Genomic DNA, 22,431 nt, shown 5'->3' on the forward strand with positions numbered 1-22,431 from the left:
GTCCGTCGTCAGCCGACGGTGAGGGAACCGACGAGCGCCGTCAGCAGTCGGGCGTGGTGCTCGAGCAGCTGCGGCCGGTGCCCGTCGGGGCGGACCGCCGCCACGTGACCAGCTCCGGACCAGAACTCGTCGCCGTCGTCGGTGCCCAGCAGCAGGCCGTGCACGGCCGGGTCCTGGACCAGCCGGCGCAGCTGCGGGCTGTCCTCGGCGGCCAGCAGGAGCCAGCGGGCGTCGAAGGCATCGTCACCGCTGGGCATCGGCAGCAGTCCGCCGGTGCCGTGCCGCCAGAACCGGGCGGGGCTGAGCCGGAAACCTGGCACGGCACCCAGCATCGGGACGGCGGTGATCGCGTACTCGGGGACGACGTACCGGCCCGACGCGTAGACGACGTCGAAGGCGACCAGTTCCAGGGTGCCGGCGCGGCCGCGCAGCACGTTGCCCGCCCGGTGGTCCTTGGTCGCGCGCACCGGTGAGCCGGCGATCAGGTCGGCGAGGACGGCGTCCTCCGGCGCGGTGCCGTCGGAGACGGTCCACCCCTGCTGCAGCGCCCACCCCTGGGCGCCGACGAGGTCGCCCTCGTAGCGGAACACGCGCTCGGCGATGGTCGGTTCGCGTCGGCGGCGGCCGAACAGACCGCCTCCGCGAGCCGGCGCCTGAGCCGGTGGCGGGAACCCCTGGGCCGTCGGGGGAGCGTCCTGCGGAGCGGCGTCCTGCGGTTCTGCCGGTTCTGCGGCGTCCGGCGACGGCGGGACCGGGCGCTGCGGAGCGGCCGGGGGCAGGTCCCAGCCGGGCGGCTGCCAGGCCTGGCCCGCGGCCGGCTCGTCGTCCCGGGGCTTCTTCCGGCGGTCGGCGAAGTTGGGCTGGTCCGCGTCCTCGCCGGCGGCGCCGCCGCCGAGGTGCGGCGGCTCGCGCCAGCCGCCGCCGTCGCCGTCGTCGAATCCGTCGCGGTCACCGTCACGGGGGGTGCTCATGCCTTCATCGTCCTCCCGGCGCCGACCTCGTGCGGTCGGGCGCCTCATCCGTAGGTGTCGCGGGGCCCCCGCCCGCGCACCGAGCGCGGGCCCTTCTTCCAGCTCGGGGCCGTCGGACCGACAACGCGCAACCGCGTCACGACGTCCCCGCCGACCTGCGCGCGAAGCCTGCCCAGGATCGAGGGGGCCAGCAGCCGCAGCTGGGTGGCCCACGCCGTGGACTCCGCGACGACGAGGAGCTCCCCCTCCGTCAGGGTCTCCGGGCGGCAGTGGGAGGCGATGTCCGGGCCGACGATCGTGTCCCACCGGCCGAACACCGAACCCACCAAGGTCTGCGAGGACCAGTCCTGCTGGCTGACCAGCGAGTCGACCAGCCGGCCCAGCGGTTGCGGGTCGTCGGCGCCGGGTCCCGGACCGCTCCAGGCACGCTTCGGGCCGGCGATCCGGCGGCGGGTGGGCTTCGGGCGGGCCGCCGACGCCGCGCGGGCCGCATCCAGGGCGGCACGGGCGATGTCGCTGGGCCGCGCCGGGCGTTCCTCGCTCACGGGTCCTCCTCGCTGGCGCTCGTCGGCCGCGTTCGCGACGCTGCTGTGCCCCTTGGTGAGCTCGCAAGCTCGCTCACGGGTCCTCCTCGCTGGCGCTCGTCGGCCGCGTTCGCGACGCTGCTGTGCCCCTTGGTGAGCTCGCAAGCTCGCTCACGGGTCCTCCTCGCTGGCGCTCGTCGGCCGCGTTCGCGACGCTGCTGTGCCCCTTGGTGAGCTCGCAAGCTCGCTCACGGCGGGTCCCCGTTCCCGGCCGGAACGGCGTCCTTGACCACGAGCGCCATCCCGTTCCCCACCTCGACGCGGGTCGACCGCAGCTCGGCCGGCACGTCGTCGATCACCGCTGCCGTGATCAGCGTCTGCTCGGCCGACCGGGCCACGGCGGCCAGCGCGGCCCGACGCTCGGCATCGAGGGTCGCGAAGACGTCGTCGAGGACCAGGATCGGGTCCTCCCCGTCGATCCGCAGCAGTGCGAAGGTGGCCAGCTTGAGAGCCAGCGCCAGGGACCAGGACTCCCCGTGGCTGGCGAATCCCCTCGCCGGGGCGGGCCCGAGGTGGATGACCAGGTCGTCCCGGTGGGGTCCGACCAGCGTCACGCCCCGGTCCAGCTCATCGCCCCGGCGCTCCGCGACCCGCGCGCGCATCGCCTCGGTGAGCTGGGCGACCGTCGGCAGTTCGACGCCGGCGCCGAGGGCCGCGCCGTCGCCGGCCAGCGGCACGGTCGAGCTGTACCCGAGCCCCGCCACGGCGGCACCGTTCCCGGCGACACCGGCGTAGGACTCACCGACGTAGGGCGCGAGGTCGGCGACCAGCCGTAGCCGGGCGGCCAGGAGCTGCCCGCCGAGGTCGGTCAGGTGCCCGTCCCAGACGTCGAGGGTCTCCATGGCCTTGCCACGGGCCAGCCGGGCGGTCTTCAGCAGCGCGTTGCGCTGCTTGAGCACCCGCTCGTAGTCGCTGCGGACCCCCGCCAGCCGCGGGGTCCGGGTGGCGAGCAGCTCGTCGAGGAAGCGGCGCCGCTCGGTGGGGTCGCCGCGGACCAGGGAGAGGTCCTCGGGCGCGAACAGCACCGTGCGCACCAGGCCCAGCAACTCCCGCGGGCGGGGCAGGGGGGCGCGGTTGACCCGCACCCGGTTGGCCTTCCCGGGGTTGATCTCGATCTCGACCAGCAGCTCGCGGTCGCCGCGACGGAGGGCGGCACGCACCACCGCCTGTCCGGCGCCGTGCCGCACCAACGGGGCGTCGCCGGACACCCGGTGGCTGCTCATGGTGGCGAGGTAGCCGACGGCCTCTACGAGGTTGGTCTTGCCCTCCCCGTTGCGACCGACGAAGACGGTCGGTCCCGGGGGCAGGGCCAGGTCCACCCGCTCCCAGCTGCGGAAGGACCCGACCTGCAGGTGCCTGAGGTACACCTCAGCACCCCTGCGGTGAGGTACTGGAACGGCCGCCCTTCAGGGTCCGCCCAGCCCCGGGGCCCGTCCTGAGCACGCGAACGTTCAGGTCCTCCTGGGCGTGTTCCACCGAGGCGTGGGGGGAAGGAGGGTCCTTGCTCACGCGGGCCGCTCGGCCTCCTGCGCCTGGACGGCGCGCACCGCGTGCCCGCCGAACTGGTTGCGGAGCGCGGCGACCGCCTTCATCGTCGGCGAGTCCTCCTGGCGGGAGGAGAAGCGGGCGAACAGCGAGGCGGCGATGGTCGGCACGGGGACGGCGTTCTCGATCGCCTGCTCGACGGTCCAGCGGCCCTCGCCGGAGTCCTCGGCGTAGCCGCTGATCTCCTCGAGCTCCGGGTCCTCGTCCAGCGCCCGGACCAGCAGGTCGAGCAGCCATGAGCGGATGACCGTGCCCTGGGTCCACGACGCGATGACGCCCGGGACGTCCTCGACGAGGTCGACGGCGGCCAGCAGCTCGTAGCCCTCGCCGTAGGCCTGCATCAGCGCGTACTCGATGCCGTTGTGGACCATCTTGCTGAAGTGGCCGGCGCCCACCGGCCCGGCGTGCACGAACCCGGCGCCCGGCATCTCCTGCCCGGACTCGTCGTGCGGTGCCGGCGGCTTGAGGGCGTCGAAGATCGGCTGCGCCTTGGCGACGTCTTCCTTGGTGCCCCCGACCATCAAGGCGTAGCCGTTCTCCAGGCCCCAGACCCCGCCGGAGACCCCGGCGTCGATGTAGCCGATGCCCTTCTCGCGCATCATGACGTCGTGCAGCTGGTCGTCGGTGTACTTGGAGTTCCCGCCGTCGATGACGACGTCGCCCGGGCTGAGCAGCTCGCTGAGTTCCTTGACGGTCGCCTTCGTCGGCTCTCCCGAGGGCACCATGACCCAGACCACCCGTGGTGCGCTCAACGCCTCCATCAACTCCGGCAGGCTGTCGACGTCGCGTTTGCCCGGGGCGCGGTCGTAGCCCACGACCTCGTGTCCGGCGCGGCGCAGCCGCTCCGCCATGTTGCCGCCCATCTTGCCCAGCCCGATCAGCCCCAGCTGCACGATGCCGTCCTTCCGTCGTCGTGGTCCTGCTCATCGTGCTCGCTCCCGGGTGACCTGACACCTCGGCCTCCTCGCAGGGCCCCGCGGCGAGCCCGCGAGCCGTGGGGGGCGAGGAGGTCCTTTCTCAGCCCGGCAGCCGCACCGGCATGATCAGGTACCGGTAGCTGCCGGGCGGCGCGGCCGGGGCCGCCCGCTCGGCGTCGTCGGTCGACGGCTCGTCGACACCGGAGAGCACCGCGGGTTTGAGCGGGCTGGTGAAGTCCATCCGCGCGCGTTCGGTGTGCACCGCGGCGAGGCCGTCGAGCAGGAACGTCGGGTTGAAGCCGATGGTGAGCGGCTCGCCCTCGAAGTCGACGTCGCAGCGCTCCTCGGCCTGGCCCTCGTCGTCGCTGCCACCGGCCCGCAGGGTGACCTGACCGGGGGTGAACTCGCACCGCAACGGCGTACCGCGCTCGGCGACCAGCGCGACGCGCTTGGCGGCATCGGTGAACAGGCCGACCGGCAGCGCGGCGTTGGCCAGCGACTCGTTGGGCATGATCGCGCGGTACTTCACGAACTCGGCGTCCAGCAGCCGCGTCGTCGTCCGACGGTCCTTGCCGGACAGGCCCAGGATTCCTTCGCCCGAGCTGCCCGACGACAGCGACAGCGTGAGCTCCGGGCCACTGGTCAGTGTCTTGGCCGCTTCGGCCAGCGTGCGGGCCGGCACGAGCACGGCCGCCGACAGGCCGGAGGTCTCCGGCCGCCAGGTGAACTCGCGGACGGCGAGGCGGTAGCGGTCGGTGGCGGCCAGCGTGATCCGGTCGTCGTCGATCTCCAGCCGGACACCGGTGAGCATCGGGAGCGTGTCGTCGCGGCCGGCGGCGACGGCGACCTGGGCGACCGCCTCGGCGAAGACGTCGCTGTCGACGATGCCCGCGGCCGACGGCATCGACGGCAGGGAGGGGTAGTCCTCCACCGGCAGGGTGGGGAGGCTGAACCGGGCATTGCTGCAGGTGATGGCCAGGCGCGGGCCCTCCGCGGTGATCTCCACCGGGTGCGGAGGAAGCGCCCGGGTGATCTCGGCGAGCAGCCGGCCCGGGACGAGCACGCGACCGCTCTCGCTGGTCTGGACGTCGACCTCGGCGCGTGCCGACACCTCGTAGTCGAAGCCGGAGACCGACAGCTGGTTCCCGTCGGCCTCGAGCAGGATGCCCGCCAGCACCGGCACCGACGGCCGCGGGGGCAGGCTGCGCGCCGTCCAGGCGACGGCGTCGGCGAGCACCTCACGTGCCACCCGGAACTTCATCTCTCGACCCACCCATGTTCGGTCCGTTCCCGTGGTCACCCGGAGGCGACCGGTGCGGGCCCGGAGCTCGTGTTCGTCGTGCAGCGGAGCGCAACGGCCCCGGTGCGGTGCTCATCGTGCCTGTTGCAGTGCCCCGTGGGGAAACCCCGGTCCCTCGACGGGCGCTCGCTCCTGCTGGAGACCGTCCGGGAGCCCTGCCGGCGCAGCGTCCCCACCCAGAATGGGGTTCAAGAACTTCTCGAGATAACTCCCTCATCCTCGTCATCACAGGTGTGGAACCTGGGGATCGGGCTCCTTTCCCCAGGTCAGCGGTCGAATGGGGCTGTTGGCCGATTGTGGGCGGTCAGCATCCTCCTGTTGTCGACACGTGGACAGATCGACGGTTGTGCACCGGGCTCCGCATCGATCCACCTGCTGTCCCCCGCCTCTCCCCGTGCCGTCCCCAGGAGGCGCCGGCCGTCCGCCGGGCACGGCGGCCCAGGTATCGGCCGGATGCGGCGTTAGAGCATGTTCTCGCAGGTCAGTCGGGCGACGAGGCTTGTGGGGCGCTGATCCGCGCGGCGTCCGGCGTCCCTGTATCGACGGCGGTGGATCGGTCGCGCGCGACTTTCCCCCAAGCTGTGCACATCCTTGGGGACAACTTCTCGATCTGTCGACGTGGACCGTCCCTGTCGTGCAGGTCGACGGGCGTCGAACCAGCGATTCCGCCGTCCCCAGGGATCCACACAGGTGTGGACAACGACTTGTCGACCGGTGCGGCACGGTCTGTGGCGCCTGCCCGGACGGTGACCGCATCCCCTGCGGACGGTGACCCTCCACGGGAGGGGAGCGGCGTCCCCGCGGGCGCTCTCGAAGGCCCCGGATCACCCGGGGACGGATGGGGCCGGCTCAGGTCGGGACGGCTGTTGGCCGCGTAGGGGGGACTGGGGAACGGCACAGGCAGGGTCGCGCCGAGTGGGGGCCGGAGGCCTCCGCGCAGGCGGGACGGACGCGCTCAGTGCCACTGGGGGACGGCCGTTGGCCGCGGTGTCGTCCGTCCGGCCCCTCCGGAGGCTCGCCACGAGCGTGCGAGTGGTGAGAGGGAGGGGGTCCTTCTATTGCCGGGCGCGGCTCTTGATCCGTGCGGTCAGCTCGGTCACCTGGGTGTAGGTGGCCCGGCGCTCGCTCATCAGGTTGGTGATCTTCTTGACGGCGTGCATGACCGTGGTGTGGTCCTTGCCGCCGAAGGATGCGCCGATGCGGGGCAGGGAGAGCTCGGTGAGCTCCCGGCACAGGTACATCGCGATCTGCCGGGCGTTGACCAGCGTTCGGCTGCGGTTGGTGCCCTGCAGCTCCTCCATCGTCACGGAGAAGTACTCGGCCGTGGCGGCCATGATGATCGCCGCGGTGATCTGCGGGCCCTGCTCGTCGCTGATCAGGTCCTTGAGGACGAGCTCGGCCAGGGGCAGGTCGACCTGCTGCTTGTTGAGGCTGGCGAACGCGGTGACCCGGATCAGGGCGCCTTCCAGCTCGCGGATGTTGGTCTGCACCTTGCTGGCGATGAACTCCAGCACCGGGTCGGGCACCTGCAGCCGTTCGCCCCAGGCCTTCTTCCGGAGGATGGCGATGCGGGTCTCGAGGTCCGGCGCCTGGACGTCGGTGATGAGGCCCCACTCGAAGCGGGTGCGCAGCCGGTCCTCCAGCGTCGTCAGCTTCTTCGGCGGGCGGTCGGAGGTGATCACGATCTGCTTGCTGGCGTTGTGCAGCGTGTTGAAGGTGTGGAAGAACTCCTCCTGTGTGCGCTCGGCCCGCTCGAGGAACTGGATGTCGTCGATCAGCAGGAAGTCGATGTCCCGGTAGCGACGGCGGAAGTCCTCGGCCCGGCCGGAGTGCACCAGGTTGATGAACTCGTTGGTGAACTCCTCGGTGCTCACGTACCGCACGCGGACGTTGGGGAACATCCGCGCGGCGTAGTGGCCGATGGCGTGCAGCAGGTGCGTCTTGCCCAGACCGGACTCGCCGTAGATGAACAGCGGGTTGTAGGCGCGGGCCGGGGCCTCGGCCACCGCGACCGCCGCGGCGTGGGCGAACCGGTTGCTGTTGCCGATGACGAAACTGTCGAAGACGTATTTCGCGTTCAGGCCGGGGTCCAGGCCGGCGGGGCGACCGGTTTCGGGACGCCGCGCCCGCCCCCCGCCGCCGGACCGGCGCTGCTCTCCCGCCGCCCCGTCCACGTCGAAGGGCAGCACGTCGGCGGTGCGGTCGTCCTCGCCGCCCCAGTCGCGGCCGCCGGCCTCGGTGCCGGCGGGCCCGGCGCCCCACGTGGTGGTGCTCCAGTCCTCCGGGGCACCGCGGTCCACGGGCGGCCGCTGCGGGCCATCGGCCGGGTGCAGCTCGCGCACGGGGGGGAAGCCCGCGGGCGAGGGGCGGTCGGCCGTCGCGCCGCGGTCCCACGGCGCCGCGGTCCCCACGACGTCGGTCCGCACCCCGAAGGCGCTGCGGCCGTCGTCGGCCCGGTCGCGGGTGGCGCGGTCCTCCTCGGCTCGCTGGGCCTCGGCGGCCGACCACGGCCGTCGCGTCGGCTCGTCGTCGCGGACCTCCGCCGGCGGCGCGGAGGGCGAGTCCTCCAGCTGGACGGCGACGTGGATGTCGCGCCCGAACTGTTCGGACAGCGCCTCGGCGAGGACCCGGCGCATCCGGGACTCGAGCACGGTCTGGGTGAACTCGTTGGGTGCGGCCAGTACCGCGGTGCCCTCCACCAGCCCCACCGGGCGGGTGAGGTTCAGCATGGCGTTCTGCTGGGGGGAGAGACTGGTGGCCAGCCGCTCGCGGATCTGGTCCCAGACCGTTGGCAGATCCGGCGTGTCGGCCATGCCGCTCGTCCTCCTCGTGCAGTCGACCCTGCGGCCGGTCCGGGTGCGCCGGCGCGTCCGTGCCGTGCTTCCCCGTGCGCCGTCCACCGCTGGGTGCACCCGGTTGTGGACACACGCACGCACGTGGTCCACACCGGTGTCCACAGACTGTGCACGGCCGGCGGGATGGTTCGCCGGCCCCGCACGGGGCTGCGGCCGGAACAGCATCGCTGCTGGTCACGGCCCAGATCGGGCGGCTGGAGGAGTGGCTCGGCGGTCGGTCGACCGACGGGGTCGGCCCGCGCGTCGTGACCCTGACGTCCGACGCGGAGCGACGGCGACGCTAACAGCCTCGTCCACAGCCCGGCAACGCTGTGGCCGATCGGGGCGGCGGGTCGCTCCCGGCGGGCCGGTGCGCGCGGGCACCGGATCCACCGGCGCGCCGGAGCAGCCCGGCGGGACCCGCCGGGGCACCATGGGCGGTCGTCGTCCGGGTGGTCGCCGGGACGCGGCAATTCTCGGCTATGCTGGGCGGAGTCTGTGGACGGGGCTGCCCGTTCCCGGCCGCTGCAGCGTCCCTGTGCCGGTCGGGTGCCGGTCGTGGTCGTCCGCAGTGTCAGCTTCCGGGGTGCCGGGGAAGGCAGTCCTGCCGCTCCGCCACCCTGCGCGCGCCCGTCCACCGACGGGGGCGCACCGCCGATGTCGTGTAGTGGGAGTACCTCGTGAGCAAGCGCACGTTCCAGCCGAACAACCGTCGCCGGTCCAAGGTCCACGGCTTCCGGCTGCGGATGCGTACCCGCGCGGGCCGGGCGATCCTCGCCACCCGTCGGCGCAAGGGCCGCGAGAAGCTCTCCGCCTGACGTGCTGCCTGCGCAGGCACGCCTGCGCCGGCGTCCGGAGTTCACCGCCGTCGTCCGTTCCGGCCGACGCGCCGGGCGGCCGACCATGGTGCTGCACTACCTCCCCGAACGGCCCGAGCAGCCGGCCGGCGACTCCTCGTCGCCGGTGGCTGCACGGGCCGGTTTCGTGGTCGGCAAGAGCGTGGGCAACTCGGTGATCCGCCACCGGGTGACCCGGCGGTTGCGCGCTGTCGTCCGTTCCGAGCTGGACCGTCTGCCGGCCGGTGCGGACCTCGTCGTGCGGGCGCGCCCGGACGCAGCCGCCGCCGATTCGGCCGCGCTGCACCGCGATCTGTCCGCCGGCCTGGACCGGTTGCTCGGCGACCGGGGCCGCGTCCGATGACCGGCGTTCCCGGGGCGGTCCGGCGGCCTTCGCCGGCCGCGCGTCTCTTGATCGGCGTGGTCGGTTTCTACTCCCGGGCGGTGAGCCCGGCCCTGCCGGCGCGCTGCCGGTTCCACCCGACCTGCAGCAGCTACGCCACCGAGGCGGTGGCCGTGCACGGTGCCGGTCGCGGCACCTGGCTGGCGCTGGTGCGGCTGCTCAAGTGCGCGCCCTGGCACGCCGGCGGCGTCGATCTGGTGCCGCCCGCTGCTGCGCTGCGCGGAACCGGCGCGGCCGCCCGCTCGTCCAGCTCAGGGGCACGCCCGTGCGGCGAGCCCTCCGATGACCCCGGCCGCGAGGCCACCGCGCCGGCCCCGTGCCGGACCCCGCAGGAGGAGTCCTCCGTTGTTTGACCCGCTCTACACTGCCATCGCCTGGGTGATGGCCCGGTGGCACTCGCTGTGGAATCTGGTCTTCGGTGATCCGGCGCCCGAGACCGCCCTCGGCGGCCTGAGCTGGGTGCTGGCGATCGTGTTCCTGGTCATCACGATCAGGGTGATCCTCTTCCCGCTGTTCGTGAAGCAGATCAAGTCGCAGCGGGCCATGCAGGAGCTCCAGCCGGAGCTGGCCAAGCTGCGCAAGCAGTACGGCAGCGACCGTCAGGGCATGGCCGTCGCGATGCAGCAGCTCCAGAAGGAGCGCGGGGTCAATCCCCTGGCCGGCTGTCTGCCGATCCTGCCGCAGATCCCGGTCTTCTTCGCGCTCTTCCACGTGCTGCGCTACATCGCGCCGGGCGCGGAGGCGCACTACAGCCTCAGTGCCGAGCAGATCGCGGAGGCCGCCCGGGCGCAGCTGTTCGGGGCACCGATCTCGTCGTCGTTCAACATGGACGGCGCCAAGGAGCAGGCGATCCTGGGCATCCAGGGCGTTACCTACACGAACATCCGGATCGTCGCCTTCGCGCTGATCGTGGTGATGTGCTTCACCACCTACTTCACGCAGAAGCAGATCATGCGGCGCTCCGGCCCGGTCGAGGGCCAGGCCGCGATGGTCCAGAAGCTGATGCTCTACGGCATCCCGATCAGCCTCTTCATCTCCGGGTTCATCTTCCCGATCGGTGTGCTCATCTACTGGATGACGAACAACCTGTGGACGATGGGCCAGCAGTTCTTCGTCCTGCGCAAGATGCCGCCGCCCGGGTCCGACGCCGCCAAGGCCAAGGCCGCCGCCGACAAGCCCGCTGTCGACCCGAAGACGCTGGCCCCGAAGCCCGGGGCGAAGCCGGTCCGCCCGAAGCCGGTCCGTCCCGTCGTGAACCCCGACCCGGTCACCGACGTCGCCGGCAGCACGGTCGACGGCAACGGCGCCGGCCCGGCCTCTGACGGCAACGGCGCCGGCCCGGCCTCCGGCGGCAACAGCGGTGCCACCCGCGCCGGTGGCGGCTCCCGCCCCGGCGCCGGCCAGGGCCCGGCCAACCGCGGCAAGCGGAAGCGTCGCTGACGCCCGCCTGATCGCACCCCCGCCGGCTCGTCCGGCACATCGACCACCGGGGCAACCCGGCCGCCGCACCGACCTGGGAGGAACACCCGTGAGTGCTCCGCAGCAGCCCGTGACAGAGAATCCGCCCGCCCTGCCCGACGACGACGCCACCGGCGACGACGCGGTCGTGGAGCCCGTCGACGTCGAGACCAGTGGTCCCCGTGGGTCCAGCGGGGTCGGGGACGACCTGCTCGTGCGCGAGGGCGACGTGGCCGGCGACTACCTCGAGCGCCTCCTGGACATCCTGGACGTCGACGGCGACATCGATCTCGACGTCGAGGGTGACCGGGCATCGGTGGCCATCGTCGGCGGTCGCCTCACCGACCTCATCGGTTCCGACGGCAGCACCCTCGAGGCCCTGCAGGAGCTCACCCGGCTCGCTGTCGCCCAGTCCACGGGCGTGCGGAGCCGGTTGATGCTGGACGTCGGCGGCTACCGCGCCAAGCGCCGGGCGGGCCTGACCACGCTGGCCGCGGAGACCGCCCGGCGGGTGTCCGCCAGCCGCCAGCCGGAACGGCTGAACCCGATGAACCCGTTCGAGCGCAAGGTCGTCCACGACGTCATCGCCTCGGTCTCCGGGGTGCACAGCGAGTCGGAGGGCGAGGAGCCCAACCGCCGCGTCGTGGTCCTGCCCGACGCGTGACGGAGGGGCGGCCGGCGTCCGGGTCGGTTGAGGGAGCACCTCCGGCGCCGCCGGCCGCGGCGGCGGAGGTGTTCGGTGCCGGCCTCGCGGCGGCGCAGCGCTACGTCGCCCGGCTCGCGACCGACGGGGTGACCCGGGGCCTGATCGGTCCGCGGGAGGTGCCACGGCTGTGGGAGCGGCACGTCCTCAACAGCGCCGCCGTCTCCGAGGCGGTACCGGCGGACGCCCGGGTGGTGGACGTCGGCAGCGGTGCCGGGCTGCCGGGCATCCCGCTCGGCCTGGCGCGGCCCGACATCGCCCTCACCCTGGTCGAGCCGATGGCTCGGCGGGTGGAGTTCCTCGAGGAGGCCGTGGCCGAGCTCGTGGACGACGCCCGTCAGCCCTGGCGGGTGATCCGCGGCCGCGCAGAGGACCGCTCGGTGGTCTCGTCCGTCGGCAGGGTGGATGTGGTGACCGCGCGTGCGGTGGCTCCGCTCCCCCGTCTGGTGGGCTGGTGTCGCGGTCTGCTCCGGCCGGGCGCGCAGCTGGTGGCCCTGGTCGGCTCGCGTGCCGTGGAGCAGCTACCGGCGCTCCTGCCCGAACTCCGGGCCGCGGGGATGCGGGACATCGAGACGCGAGCCGTCGGTTCATCCCTGGGGGACGCTGCCACTACCGTGGTGGTCATGACGCGTGGACACCTCTGACGATGCCTTCGCGCGAGCGCACCGTCGGCGTTCCACGTGGAACAGACGCAGTTACCCGACCCGTTCCACGTGAAACGGCGCCACAGGAGGGATCCGCGATGACCGACCCGGGCGAGCGGCTACGGAGCAGTCTGGCCGCCGACCAGTCGCCGGCCGCGTCGTCCGCGCCGTCCGGAGGTCTGGCGGACTTCGACAGCCCCATCGCGATGGAGGCGTTGCGGGCCACCCGCGTCCTGCACGCCTCGGACCAGGAGCCCTTCCCGGCTCCGGGCCGGATCCGGGTCATCACCATCGCCAACCAGAAGGGCGGGGTCGGGAAGACCACGTCCACGGTGAACCTGGGCGTCGCCCTGGCCCTCTACGGACTCCGCACGCTGGTGATCGACCTGGACCCCCAGGGCAACGCGAGCACTGCCCTCGGCGTGGAGCACACCGTGGGGACGCCGTCGATCTACGACGCCCTCGTCGGCGACAGCACGCTGTCCGAGGTGGTGCACCCGACGACGGCCAGCCCGAACCTGCTCTGCGTCCCGGCCACCATCGACCTGGCCGGTGCCGAGATCGAGCTGGTCGCGGTCGTCGCCCGCGAGCACCGGCTGCGCCGCGCCATCGAGTCCTACGTCGCGGCGCTGCCCCAGGAGCGCCGGCCGCACTACGTGCTGATCGACTGCCCGCCCTCGCTGGGGCTGCTCACGCTCAACGCCCTCGTCGCCGGGGACGAGGTGCTCATCCCCATCCAGTGCGAGTACTACGCGCTGGAGGGCCTGGGGCAGCTGCTCAACAACATCGACCTGGTCCGCCAGCACCTCAACCCGGGAATCGCCGTCCGCACCATCCTGCTGACGATGTACGACGGCCGGACGAAGCTCGCCGATCAGGTCGCCGACGAGGTGCGCAACCACTTCGGCGAGCTGGTCCTGGGCGCGGTGATCCCGCGCAACGTCCGGGTCTCCGAGGCCCCTGGTTACGGCCAGTCGGTGCTCACCTACGACCCGGGCTCCAGGGGCTCGACCAGCTACGTCGAGGCCGCGCGCGAGCTGGCGCACCGCGGTGCCGCCCTGCAGCCGCTCGACGGCGCCGCGGGCAGCAACGGAGCCACACCGGTCGGGGCGCTCTCCTTCGGGGAGACCGCGGTCCCCTTCCGGACCCAGGATTCGCAGTGAGCACCCGGTCGAGCGAGGAGCAGTCATGACGAAGCGAGGCGGGCTGGGACGCGGACTGGCGGCGCTCATCCCCACCGGTCCGGCTCCCACGCCGTCGCCGGCCGTGTCCCCGGTCCCCGCACCGGCCACGGAGCCGACGGACCGCGACGACCGCCCAGCCGTGCAGCCGGCACCGGGCGCAGGGGCCGACGTGGCCGCCGCCTCCGCGACGTCCTCCCCGGTGAGCCTGGTCCCCTCCCCCACGGCTCCGCCGGAGACCGGCACGGTGGGCGTACCCGGTGCTCAGCTGCGCGAGGTCGCCGTCGACGACATCGTGCCCAACCCCAAGCAGCCGCGGCAGGTCTTCGACGACGAGGCGCTGGAGGAGCTCACGCACAGCATCCGCGAGTTCGGATTGCTCCAGCCGATCGTCGTCCGCGAAGCCGGCGAGGGTCGGTACGAGCTCATCATGGGCGAGCGGCGGCTGCGCGGAGCGCGGGCGGCCGGGCTGGAGAGCGTCCCGGCGATCGTCCGCGACACCACCGACGACGCCATGCTGCGCGACGCACTGCTGGAGAACATCCACCGGGTGCAGCTGAACCCGCTCGAGGAGGCGGCCGCCTACCAGCAGCTCCTCGAGGAGTTCGGCGCGACGCACGAGGAGCTCGCCGGCCGCATCGGCCGCAGCCGGTCTCAGGTCACCAACACCATCCGGCTGATGAAGCTGCCGGTGAAGGTGCAGACCCGGGTGGCCGCGGGCGTCATCTCCGCCGGTCACGCGCGCGCCCTGCTGGGGCTGCACGATGCCGAGGCGCAGGACGCCCTTGCCACCCGGATCGTGGCGGAGGGCATGTCGGTCCGCGCCACGGAGGAAGCGGTGGCCATGGCGGCCGCCGAGCAACCTGCGGCCAAGCGGCGGGCGCGGAACATCAGCGCCCCCGGCGTGGAGGAACTCGGCTCGCGCCTCTCCGACATGTTCGAGACCAAGGTCAAGATCCAGATCGGCCGGGCCAAGGGGAAGATCGTCGTCGAGTTCGGGTCGGTCGACGACCTGCAGCGGATCATCGGCGTCATGGCGCCGGAGATCACCGGACGCCGTCCCGACGCCTGAACGACGCTCACTCACGGAAACGGGCGCATTGCGTCACTGACGAAACAGGGCGTCGGTCGTCCTGCTCGGGTCGCGTGCCGTCCGCTGTCGCGCGGTCAGTCTGTCGCAGCCTGTCCGACCGATCGGTGAGCTCGATCGTTGGAGCGGCTCGCCCCCAGGCAGTCCTCTCCGCACCATGAACTTCACCGGGCCGGCCATGCCGAAGGGCACGACTGTCGTCGGGGGTTCTGCGACGGCCACACGTGGAACACTTCGTCGACGAAGCCTTGGCCCACCTCCTCGACGCCAGCGAAACCGACGCGGACCTCGCGAGAGCGTTCCAGTCCCCGGAGCAGTCGCTCGGGCTTCGGAGCGGCTGATGAACCGGAACCCCGTAGCCGAACAGGCGGACGGTAGTCCGTGTCTGCGTGAACGCGTGGTCCTCGTCGGTGTACTCCGCGAAGACGTCCGTCAAGCATCGGTCGGTGGCCGGGCCGGCTTCCCAGGGCACGCGGGTTCCGCGGGCCACGTCGCTCACTCCGGACTCGACCACCGTCCCTCGACCACCGCACTGGTGGCGACGCGCGTCAAGGCGCTACGGACCTGGCCGGGATCGAACACCCGATGACCGCCCGGTGAGCGCTCGAACGGGATGACACCGGTATCGGCCAGTTACCGGACCTGAAATGGTGACAGGCCGAACTCATGACCGATGTCTCCGATCCGGACAAGCCGGACCACATCGGAGAACTCACATGGGCGGGCAGATTCCTTGCGTTGTCATCGTCAAGGATCCCCTTGTCGGCAGAGATCTCGGATGACCGGTCAGGCGCGAATCCCCGTTGCGGTACCGATCTCCCGCCCAGGCCGTCCGCAGAGGGCCTTCACTCACCGCCCGGCGAACGCCCGGCGGGCGAGGAGCTGGGCGAGGACGTCGCCCAGCTCGTGACCGGCCGCCTCCACGGCCATGGGGAACATCGACGTCTCCGTCAGGCCGGGTGACACGTTGACCTCGAGGAAGTGGACCTCTCCGTCGGGGGTGACGATGGCGTCGGTCCGGGAGAGGTCCGCGAGGCCGAGCACCTCGTGCACCCGGACGGCGACTTCGGCCGCCCGGGCGGCCGCCTCGTCGGGGATGCGGGCGGGTGAGTGGTACTCGGTGAGCCCCGGGCTGTAGCGAGACGCGTAGTCGAAGACGCCCGACTCCGGCTCGATCTCCACCGCGGGTAGCGCCTCGGGTCCGTCGCCGAGGTCGACGACGGCGAGGGCGACCTCGACGCCCTCGACGAACCGCTCCACCATCACGGTGTCCCCGTAGGCGAAGCAGCTCACCATGGCCGCCGGGAGGTCCTCCACCCGGCTGACCTTCTGCACGCCCAGAGCCGAGCCCCCGGACGCGGGTTTGACCATCAGTGGCAGGCCCAGCCGCGCGACCATCAGGTCGAGCACGGCGCCCGCGCCGAGCTCGCGGAACGTGCTGTGCGGAAGGGCCACCCAGTCCGGCGTCGTGACGCCGGCGGAGCGAACCACGGACTTCGCGGCCGGCTTGTCCCAGGCCAGCCGGCAGGCGGCGGCCGGCGACCCGACGTAGGGCACCCCGGCCAGGTCGAGGACGGCCCGTAGCGCTCCGTCCTCCCCCGTGGCCCCGTGCAGTGCGATGAACACGGCATCGGCGGGCGCGGCGGCCAGTCCCGGGAGCAGCTCCGCATCGGCGTCACGCAGCTCGGCATCCAGGCCCGCACGGGTGAGCTCCTCGACCACCTGGGTGCCCGAGGAGAGGCTCACCTCGCGCTCGAAGGTCAGGCCACCGGCGAGGACGACGGCGCGCAGCGGGTGCGGTGGGGTGCCGCCGGCGGTCTCGGGTGCGGGGGCCGTCTCGCTCATCGCGGGTCCTCGTAGGTGTCGCTGTTGGCGGGGCCGACGATCTGTTCCGCCTCGTGCCCGGGCGTGCCGCGCACCGCCCGGAACGTACCGGTGTCCACCTTGTCGAACGTGGTGTGCAGGTCCAGCTCGGCTTCGATGACGCGGGCCAGGCGGCGGACACCCTCCCGGATCTGGTCCGGCTCCGGGTAGCAGTAGGACAGGCGCATGTACTCCTGGCCGTTCCCGTCGGCGAAGAAGCCGATGCCGGGCACGTACGCCACGTGGGCGGCGACCGCCCGCGGCTGCATGAGCTTGGCATCCAGTCCGGCGGGGAGCTTCAGCCAGACGTAGAACCCGCCCTCGGGCTTGGTCCAGGCGGTGCCGGCGGGCATGAGGGCGGCCAGGGATTCCAGGGTGGCGTCCCGCCGCTCGCGGTAGAGCTCCGTGAACAGCTTGATCTGCTCCCGCCAGGGCTGGGTGTCCAGGTACCGGGCGACGGCGTACTGGGTGAGCGACGGCGGGCAGAGCACCTGCGCCTCGGTGGCGAGCACCAGCTTCTCCCGGACGGCGAGGGGAGCCAGGACCCAGCCGACGCGGAGGCCGGGCGAGAACGTCTTGGAGAACGAGCCGAGGTAGATGACCCGCTGGCTGTTCCGGGCTCGCAGGGCCCGCAACGGCTCGTGCTCGAAACCGAGCAAGCCGTAGGGGTTGTCCTCGATGACGAGCAGGTCGTGCTGCTCGGCCAACGCCATGACCGCCTCGCGGCGCGGCTCGGACAGGGTGACGCCGGCCGGGTTGTGGAAGTTGGGCACGGTGTAGAGGAACTTGACCCGGTCGCCGTTGGCGCGGCAGTCGGCCAGCGCCTCCTCCAGCGCCTCGGGGATCAGGCCGTGCTCGTCCATCGCCACGTGCCGGACCCGGGCCTGTGCAGCCTGGAAGACGCCGAGCGCACCGACGTAGGAGGGCCCCTCGGCGAGGATGACGTCACCGGGGTCGACGAAGACCCGGGTCACCAGGTCCAGGCCCTGCTGGGAGCCGACGGTGACGACGACCTCGCTGGGCGAGGCGTCGTTGATGCCCTCGAGCGCCATGACGTCGCAGATTCGCTCACGCAACCGCGGGTCTCCCTGGCCGGAGCCGTACTGCAGCGTCTGGGCACCCATGCCCGAGACCAGCTCGCCGATCATCGAGCCGACAGCGTCCAGCGGGAGCGCGGTGACGGCGGGCATGCCACCGGCGAGGGAGACCACCTCGGGCCGGCTCACCACCGAGAAGAGCGCCCGGATCTCCGAGGACTTCATCCCGTGCGTGCGTGCTGCGTAGCGGTCGGCCAGGGGGTCCAGCCGCGGGTGCCGCGGGACGACGTGGGGATGCGCACCCTGCGTCAGGTGCGTCCCCGGCTGACCGGGACCGGCAGGCGAGCCGGGCGGAGGAGTGACCACCCTGCCGAGTGTAGGCAGCGGGCCGTGCAGCGTTCGCAGGGACGGACCCGGCCTCCCGCTCCCGGGCATAGGAACCTATGCATACGGTTTCGACCGCGAATCCGTATGCATAGGTTCCTATGCCGGTGCGGGCTCAGGGCAGCACAAAGGTGCCGGTGGGGGGGTCCGCATCGGCGGGCAGGTAGAGCCGCTGGACGGCGGCCAGGACGCCGTGCGCGATGGCGCTGCGCACCCGCGCGTCGAGCAGCAGCAGCCGGTCGACCGGGTGCGAGAGGTAGCCGCTGTCGAGCCGGACCGACGGCATGCGCGTCATCCGCAGCAGGTCCCACGTCTTGGGGTGCGAGCCGAGGTCGAGCATGCCGGTGCGGGCCACGACTTCGCGGCGGACCAGGTTGGCGAACTGCTCCCCCACCGTGGAGGACGCACCCGACCCGGTGCCGTAGTAGTAGCTCGACACCCCGCGGGCGTGCTCGGAGCTGTGCGCGTCCATGTGCAGGGAGATGAAGAGATCGGCGCGGGCGTCGTTCGCGAACGCGGTGCGTTCGGCCAGCGCCGGCCCCTGCGAGCGGCCGCGGGTGAGGTAGACGGTGGCGCCGGCGGCGGCCAGCCGGCCCTCGATGCGGGACGCGAGGTCGAACACCAGGTCTGCCTCGGTGGTCTCGCCCGCGGTGAACCCGGTGTCCGGGCCGCCGTGCCCGGCGTCGATGACGATCCGCCGGCCGATGAGGTGCGGTCCGCTCTCCACGAACGAGGCGCTCTGGCGGAGCAGCTGCGGCCGGCCGCCGGTGACCTTGCGGCCGAGCTGCCGGAGGGCGCGCAGGGTCGCGGGGCCGCAGGTCCCGTCGGCGGTCAGCCCGTAGTCGCGCTGGAACGCGCGCAGACCCGCCTCGGTCTCCGGGCCCAGGATGCCGTCGGCGCGTCCGGCGTCGTAGCCCAGCTCCAGCAGGCGTTCCTGCAGGTTGGTGACGTCGTCGCCGCGCATGGGGCGCTCGGGGTCGTAGCGCAGCAGCCGGTCGCCGAGCGACCAGCGTGCCTCGCTGAGCGCCCGGTAGGTCTCCTCGCCGACGCGGCCGTCGACGGAGAGACCGCGCACCTGCTGGAAGTGGCGGACGGCGAGCTCGGTCCCCGAGTCGTACTCCGCCGACTCCAGGCCCGGGTCGCCGCCGTCGGAAGGCGGCAGGAGGCCCAGGCTGCGCAGGGCGGCGTGCACGTCGGCCACCGCCGGCCCACGGTCCCCCGGCCTCAGCGGCTGCATGCGGCTGTCAGTTCCCAGCACAGCTCCGCTGGGGAACCGGAGAGCTTCGCCGTTCTCATCATCGTGTCACCGATTGTCGCCCTTCTGACCGGTGATGGCCCACTCGGGGCAGGGCTCCCTCCCTCGGTCACGGCGAAGGCCCACCCGTCCAGGTGAACGGGTGGGCCTTGGTGACGTGCTGGAGCCCTTACAGGTAGTCGGCGAGGTCGCTGAGGATCGCACCCTTCGGCTTGGCACCGATGATGCTCTTGACCGGCTTGCCGCCCTGGAACACGGTCATGGTCGGGATCGACATGACCTGGTAGTCCCGAGCGATCTGCGGGTTCTCGTCGATGTTGAGCTTGGCGATGGTGAGCTTGTCGCCGTGCTCGGAGGCGATCTCCTCCAGCACGGGGGCGACCATCTTGCACGGGCCGCACCACTCCGCCCAGAAGTCGACGAGCACGGGCTTGTCGCTGCCCAGCACGTCGGTGGCGAAGCTGGCGTCGGTGACGGTCACGGTGTTGCCTGCCATGGTCGTTCTCCCTCTCGGTCGACTGGCTCGGTGATGGTGCTGACGAGGTTGCCTGCGGGGGACAACCGGCGTCTGGCGCCGGTTATGCCCGGGTCAGCGCTCGTCGAAGGTCTCGGCGAGCCACCGCTCGGCGTCGATCGCCGCGGCGGCTCCGGTGCCGGCCGACGTGATCGCCTGGCGGTAGATGTGGTCGACGACGTCGCCGCAGGCGAAGACCCCGTCGATGTTCGTGCGGGTCGACGGGTGGTCGACGACGATGTACCCCTCGTCGTCCAGCTTCAGCTGACCGGCGAACAGCTCGCTGCGCGGGTCGTGGCCGATGGCGACGAACAGGCCGGTGACCTGGACCGTCTCGGTGGCGCCGGTGTCGGTGTCGGTGAGCTCGACGGCAGACACGGTGCTGTCCCCCAGGACGTCGGTGACCTGCTTCCCCAGGGCCCAGCGGATCTTCTCGTTGTCCTGCGCGCGCTTGACCATGATCTTCGAGGCGCGCAGCTCCTGCCGCCGGTGCACCACGGTGACGCTCTTCGCGAAGCGGGTGAGGAACGTGGCCTCCTCCATCGCGGAGTCGCCGCCACCGACGACCACGATGTCCTGGTCGCGGAAGAAGAAGCCGTCGCAGGTGGCACAGGCGGAGACACCGCGGCCGAGCAGCCGCTGCTCGTTGTCCAGGCCCAGGTACCGGTACTTGGACCCGGTGGCCACGATCACCGCGTGGGCACGGAACACCTCGGCGCCGACCTTGACGATCTTGGGCTCGGACGTGAGGTCGACCTCGGTGACATCACGCGGCTCGAGCTGGGCACCGAACTTCTCCGCCTGCGTCCGCATGTCGTCCATCAGCTGCGGGCCCTGGATGCCCTCCGGGAAACCCGGGAAGTTCTCCACCTCGGTGGTCGTCATGAGGGCGCCGCCGAACTGGGAGCCCTCGAACACCAGCGGGTGGAGGTTGGCGCGGGCGGCGTACGTGGCCGCCGTGTACCCGGCGGGCCCGGACCCGATGATGATCAGATCACGGATTCCGTCGTGTTCTGCCGGCGGGATCGTCGGCTGCTCGATCTCCTCGGTCGTCACTGCGGGGCCAGGGGTCGGGAAGTCACTCACGGGCGGCACAACCCCTGATCGTAGGGTGCCCATTCCCGTGCGGTCGCGTCCCGGGCCGGGCTCACCCGGCGGTGCGGACCTCGACCTCGTCGAGCTGCGCGGAGAACCCGTCCGGCCCGTCGACCAGACCGGTCAGCCACACCAGGACGTAGCGGGCGGTCACCGGCTCCTCGAACGGGAGATCGGTGGACTCGTCCAGGGTTCCGTCGGCGGCGAGGGCGAAGTCCTCGGGTGCGGCGCCCGTGGAGTCGCTGGTGCGCACCTCGACGGGAGCGCCGGTGGAGGGGCTGTCGAGGGAGACGCCGGCCAGCTGCTGGACGCTGCCGAGGTCGTACAGCACGCCGACGCCGGGCTTGAGGTTGCCGAAGGCCGGCGACCCCCGGTAGGTCAGCGTCGACCAACCCGTTGCCGGGTCGCCGTCGTAGGACAGCGGCACGTCCCCGTCGTTCTCCGGCTCGCCGTCGCCGAACGGGTCGAACACCTCGGCGGCCTCGATCGCGGCGACCGCCCCCGGTGCTACGGACTCCGGCGCGGCCTCACCGGCGGCGGGCGCGCTGCTGGGCGGAGGGGTGGACCCGTCGATGCTCTCGTCGACGGAGTCGGCGACGGACAGGACGCTGGAGCCGAACCACCATGCGATGGCGATCACGACGGCGACGGCGAGCAGCGGCAGGCCGACGACGAACAGCCGGTGCCTGCGCGCGGCGTCCGCGTCATCGTCCTCGGCGGCGTACGGGTCGGCCGGATAGGCCCCGTACCCGTCGTCGGCCCCCGGATCGTCGGCATGCAGCACGCCGAACGGGTTGTCCTCGCGGGGGATGCCGGGGGCGCTCCGGGCGACCGGCCCCACCGTGCCGACGCTGATGGTGTCCCCGCCGGGTGCGGCGCCGGGGAGCGGTTGCGGGACCGGCCGCACGGGGGGCACCGGGGGCACCGGGGGCAGCGCACCCGGCTCCAGCCGGACGGGGGCTTCGGAACCGCCCCGGCGGTCGCGCGGACGGCGCCACCGGCCGCCGTCGCCGTCCCCGGGACGGGAGGGGGTGATCGACTGGGTCGGGCCGGTCCGTGGCCGCTCGGCGAGGAGGGCAGCCATCGCGGCCACGCTGGACAACCCCTGGCCGGGCTCGGTGGACCGCGCCCGGCGGGCCAGCGCGACCAGGTCGGACGGGCCGGACATGGGGCGTGCGCCCGGGCCGACCCCGGAGAGGCACGCCTCCAGGAGCGCCCCGAGGGCTGCGATGTCGCCGTCGACGGTGCCGGCCGCGGCGGGGACCGCACGCAACCCGACCAGACCGTTGGGCCGCAGGACGACGTTCTCGAGCGACAGGCCGCCGACGGCCAGCCCGACCCGGTGCGCCTCCGCGACCCCCTCGGCCAGGCGGCGGAGGACCAGGCGCACCTCGCGCTCCGGCATGGGCCCCGAGCGCAGCCGGTCGGCCAGCGTCTCGCCGTCGATCCACTCGTTGACGACGTAGGCGGCGTGGCCACCGACCCGTTCCTCCGTGCCGTCGTCCCCCGGCTGTCCCAGGCTGCCCTCGGAGGCGTCGTAGACCATCGCCAGCGCGGGGGTCGCCAGGCCGCCGGCGGTCAGCGCCCGGGTGATCCAGGTGTGCGCCGCGGGCCCGGCCGGGATGTGCACCCGGATGGCGACGTCCCGGTTGAGCACGCGGTCCTTGGCCCGCCAGCTCTGGATGATGCCGGTAGGGGTGACCTCGTCGGGACCGATCTGGTCCAGCGGCCGGTAGCGGTCGGGCAGGCCGGTGGTCGTGGACGCCATCGACACTGTCGACTCCCTGTGCTGCTCCTGCCGCCGAGGCGGACGCTCC

The 22,431-nt window shown here is 72.6% G+C and carries 21 protein-coding genes; 8 read left to right on the top strand and 13 right to left on the bottom strand.

Annotation, left to right across the window (positions count from 1 at the left end; translation table 11 throughout):
- Positions 1 to 8: 8 nt before the first annotated feature.
- The 6 genes from QOZ86_RS01335 to dnaA form a co-directional block, all read right to left on the bottom strand.
- The gene (locus QOZ86_RS01335) at positions 9 to 971 is read right to left on the bottom strand and encodes a hypothetical protein (protein WP_284490140.1); all 963 of its coding nucleotides are present in this window, start codon (positions 969 to 971) and stop codon (positions 9 to 11) included.
- Between the two features lie 44 nt (positions 972 to 1,015).
- The gene (locus tag QOZ86_RS01340; RefSeq protein ID WP_284490141.1) at positions 1,016 to 1,516 is read right to left on the bottom strand and encodes a DciA family protein; all 501 of its coding nucleotides are present in this window, start codon (positions 1,514 to 1,516) and stop codon (positions 1,016 to 1,018) included.
- Between the two features lie 227 nt (positions 1,517 to 1,743).
- A complete protein-coding gene (gene recF / locus QOZ86_RS01345; protein ID WP_284490142.1) occupies positions 1,744 to 2,922 on the bottom strand; it encodes a DNA replication/repair protein RecF in 1,179 nt (392 codons plus the stop codon).
- Positions 2,923 to 3,060: 138 nt separating this feature from the next.
- Positions 3,061 to 3,993 (bottom strand): phosphogluconate dehydrogenase (NAD(+)-dependent, decarboxylating), encoded by a 933-nt coding sequence (gene gnd, locus QOZ86_RS01350; protein WP_284490143.1) that lies wholly within the window; start codon positions 3,991 to 3,993, stop codon positions 3,061 to 3,063.
- 124 nt (positions 3,994 to 4,117) lie between these two features.
- Positions 4,118 to 5,278 carry a DNA polymerase III subunit beta gene (gene dnaN, locus QOZ86_RS01355; protein WP_284490144.1) on the bottom strand — a complete coding sequence of 387 codons (1,161 nt, stop codon included), beginning with the start codon at positions 5,276 to 5,278 and terminating at the stop codon, positions 4,118 to 4,120.
- 1,094 nt (positions 5,279 to 6,372) lie between these two features.
- Positions 6,373 to 8,130: a chromosomal replication initiator protein DnaA gene (gene dnaA / locus QOZ86_RS01360; RefSeq protein ID WP_284490145.1), complete on the bottom strand. Its 1,758-nt coding sequence runs from the start codon at positions 8,128 to 8,130 to the stop codon at positions 6,373 to 6,375.
- A 701-nt stretch (positions 8,131 to 8,831) separates the two neighbouring features.
- Between dnaA and rpmH the strand changes: the two genes are divergently transcribed.
- From rpmH to QOZ86_RS01400, 8 genes are all read left to right on the top strand, one after another.
- Positions 8,832 to 8,969: a 50S ribosomal protein L34 gene (gene rpmH / locus QOZ86_RS01365; RefSeq protein WP_014378710.1), complete on the top strand. Its 138-nt coding sequence runs from the start codon at positions 8,832 to 8,834 to the stop codon at positions 8,967 to 8,969.
- A 1-nt stretch (position 8,970) separates the two neighbouring features.
- Positions 8,971 to 9,351 (top strand): ribonuclease P protein component, encoded by a 381-nt coding sequence (rnpA, locus tag QOZ86_RS01370; protein WP_284490146.1) that lies wholly within the window; start codon positions 8,971 to 8,973, stop codon positions 9,349 to 9,351.
- Positions 9,348 to 9,743 (top strand): membrane protein insertion efficiency factor YidD, encoded by a 396-nt coding sequence (yidD, locus tag QOZ86_RS01375; protein ID WP_284490147.1) that lies wholly within the window; start codon positions 9,348 to 9,350, stop codon positions 9,741 to 9,743. The genes rnpA and yidD overlap by 4 nt, the downstream gene beginning before the upstream one ends.
- Positions 9,736 to 10,830 carry a membrane protein insertase YidC gene (gene yidC / locus QOZ86_RS01380; RefSeq protein WP_284490148.1) on the top strand — a complete coding sequence of 365 codons (1,095 nt, stop codon included), beginning with the start codon at positions 9,736 to 9,738 and terminating at the stop codon, positions 10,828 to 10,830. Before yidD ends, yidC begins: the two co-directional genes overlap by 8 nt.
- An 88-nt stretch (positions 10,831 to 10,918) precedes the next feature.
- On the top strand, positions 10,919 to 11,512 hold the full coding sequence (locus QOZ86_RS01385; RefSeq protein WP_284490149.1) for a Jag family protein: 594 nt from the start codon (positions 10,919 to 10,921) through the stop codon (positions 11,510 to 11,512).
- Positions 11,513 to 11,580: 68 nt separating this feature from the next.
- A complete protein-coding gene (gene rsmG / locus QOZ86_RS01390; RefSeq protein ID WP_284490150.1) occupies positions 11,581 to 12,195 on the top strand; it encodes a 16S rRNA (guanine(527)-N(7))-methyltransferase RsmG in 615 nt (204 codons plus the stop codon).
- Positions 12,196 to 12,293: 98 nt separating this feature from the next.
- On the top strand, positions 12,294 to 13,358 hold the full coding sequence (locus QOZ86_RS01395) for a ParA family protein (RefSeq protein ID WP_348637939.1): 1,065 nt from the start codon (positions 12,294 to 12,296) through the stop codon (positions 13,356 to 13,358).
- Positions 13,359 to 13,383: 25 nt separating this feature from the next.
- Positions 13,384 to 14,448 carry a ParB/RepB/Spo0J family partition protein gene (locus QOZ86_RS01400; RefSeq protein WP_284490151.1) on the top strand — a complete coding sequence of 355 codons (1,065 nt, stop codon included), beginning with the start codon at positions 13,384 to 13,386 and terminating at the stop codon, positions 14,446 to 14,448.
- A 182-nt stretch (positions 14,449 to 14,630) separates the two neighbouring features.
- Here QOZ86_RS01400 and QOZ86_RS21100 read toward each other — a convergent pair whose 3' ends face one another.
- The 7 genes from QOZ86_RS21100 to QOZ86_RS01430 all read right to left on the bottom strand — a co-directional run bounded on the left by QOZ86_RS21100 (position 14,631) and on the right by QOZ86_RS01430 (position 22,382).
- Positions 14,631 to 14,906: an STAS-like domain-containing protein gene (locus QOZ86_RS21100; protein WP_431521192.1), complete on the bottom strand. Its 276-nt coding sequence runs from the start codon at positions 14,904 to 14,906 to the stop codon at positions 14,631 to 14,633.
- 409 nt (positions 14,907 to 15,315) lie between these two features.
- Positions 15,316 to 16,311 carry a D-alanine--D-alanine ligase family protein gene (locus QOZ86_RS01405; protein WP_284490152.1) on the bottom strand — a complete coding sequence of 332 codons (996 nt, stop codon included), beginning with the start codon at positions 16,309 to 16,311 and terminating at the stop codon, positions 15,316 to 15,318.
- Positions 16,308 to 17,732 (bottom strand): aminotransferase-like domain-containing protein, encoded by a 1,425-nt coding sequence (locus tag QOZ86_RS01410; protein WP_284490153.1) that lies wholly within the window; start codon positions 17,730 to 17,732, stop codon positions 16,308 to 16,310. The genes QOZ86_RS01405 and QOZ86_RS01410 overlap by 4 nt, the downstream gene beginning before the upstream one ends.
- A gap of 133 nt (positions 17,733 to 17,865) precedes the next feature.
- Positions 17,866 to 18,951: an N-acetylmuramoyl-L-alanine amidase gene (locus QOZ86_RS01415; RefSeq protein WP_284490154.1), complete on the bottom strand. Its 1,086-nt coding sequence runs from the start codon at positions 18,949 to 18,951 to the stop codon at positions 17,866 to 17,868.
- Between the two features lie 223 nt (positions 18,952 to 19,174).
- Positions 19,175 to 19,501: a thioredoxin gene (trxA, locus tag QOZ86_RS01420; RefSeq protein ID WP_284490155.1), complete on the bottom strand. Its 327-nt coding sequence runs from the start codon at positions 19,499 to 19,501 to the stop codon at positions 19,175 to 19,177.
- A 93-nt stretch (positions 19,502 to 19,594) separates the two neighbouring features.
- A complete protein-coding gene (gene trxB, locus QOZ86_RS01425; RefSeq protein WP_284490156.1) occupies positions 19,595 to 20,605 on the bottom strand; it encodes a thioredoxin-disulfide reductase in 1,011 nt (336 codons plus the stop codon).
- Positions 20,606 to 20,666: 61 nt separating this feature from the next.
- A complete protein-coding gene (locus QOZ86_RS01430) occupies positions 20,667 to 22,382 on the bottom strand; it encodes a protein kinase family protein (protein ID WP_284490157.1) in 1,716 nt (571 codons plus the stop codon).
- Positions 22,383 to 22,431 lie beyond the last annotated feature (49 nt).

The sequence above is a fragment of the Blastococcus capsensis genome (assembly GCF_030165005.1).
Taxonomy (GTDB): domain Bacteria; phylum Actinomycetota; class Actinomycetes; order Mycobacteriales; family Geodermatophilaceae; genus Blastococcus; species Blastococcus capsensis.

What these genes read in the sequence shown, in the direction of transcription:
- QOZ86_RS01335 (WP_284490140.1), bottom strand. Translation starts at nt 971, where the DNA reads ATGAGCACCCCCCGTGACGGTGACCGCGACGGATTCGACGACGGCGAC.
- QOZ86_RS01430 (WP_284490157.1), bottom strand. Translation starts at nt 22,382, where the DNA reads ATGGCGTCCACGACCACCGGCCTGCCCGACCGCTACCGGCCGCTGGAC.
- dnaN (WP_284490144.1), bottom strand. Translation starts at nt 5,278, where the DNA reads ATGAAGTTCCGGGTGGCACGTGAGGTGCTCGCCGACGCCGTCGCCTGG.
- dnaA (WP_284490145.1), bottom strand. Translation starts at nt 8,130, where the DNA reads ATGGCCGACACGCCGGATCTGCCAACGGTCTGGGACCAGATCCGCGAG.
- QOZ86_RS01405 (WP_284490152.1), bottom strand. Translation starts at nt 16,311, where the DNA reads ATGAGCGAGACGGCCCCCGCACCCGAGACCGCCGGCGGCACCCCACCG.
- QOZ86_RS01395 (WP_348637939.1), top strand. Translation starts at nt 12,294, where the DNA reads ATGACCGACCCGGGCGAGCGGCTACGGAGCAGTCTGGCCGCCGACCAG.
- yidD (WP_284490147.1), top strand. Translation starts at nt 9,348, where the DNA reads ATGACCGGCGTTCCCGGGGCGGTCCGGCGGCCTTCGCCGGCCGCGCGT.
- trxA (WP_284490155.1), bottom strand. Translation starts at nt 19,501, where the DNA reads ATGGCAGGCAACACCGTGACCGTCACCGACGCCAGCTTCGCCACCGAC.
- QOZ86_RS01400 (WP_284490151.1), top strand. Translation starts at nt 13,384, where the DNA reads ATGACGAAGCGAGGCGGGCTGGGACGCGGACTGGCGGCGCTCATCCCC.
- QOZ86_RS21100 (WP_431521192.1), bottom strand. Translation starts at nt 14,906, where the DNA reads ATGCTTGACGGACGTCTTCGCGGAGTACACCGACGAGGACCACGCGTT.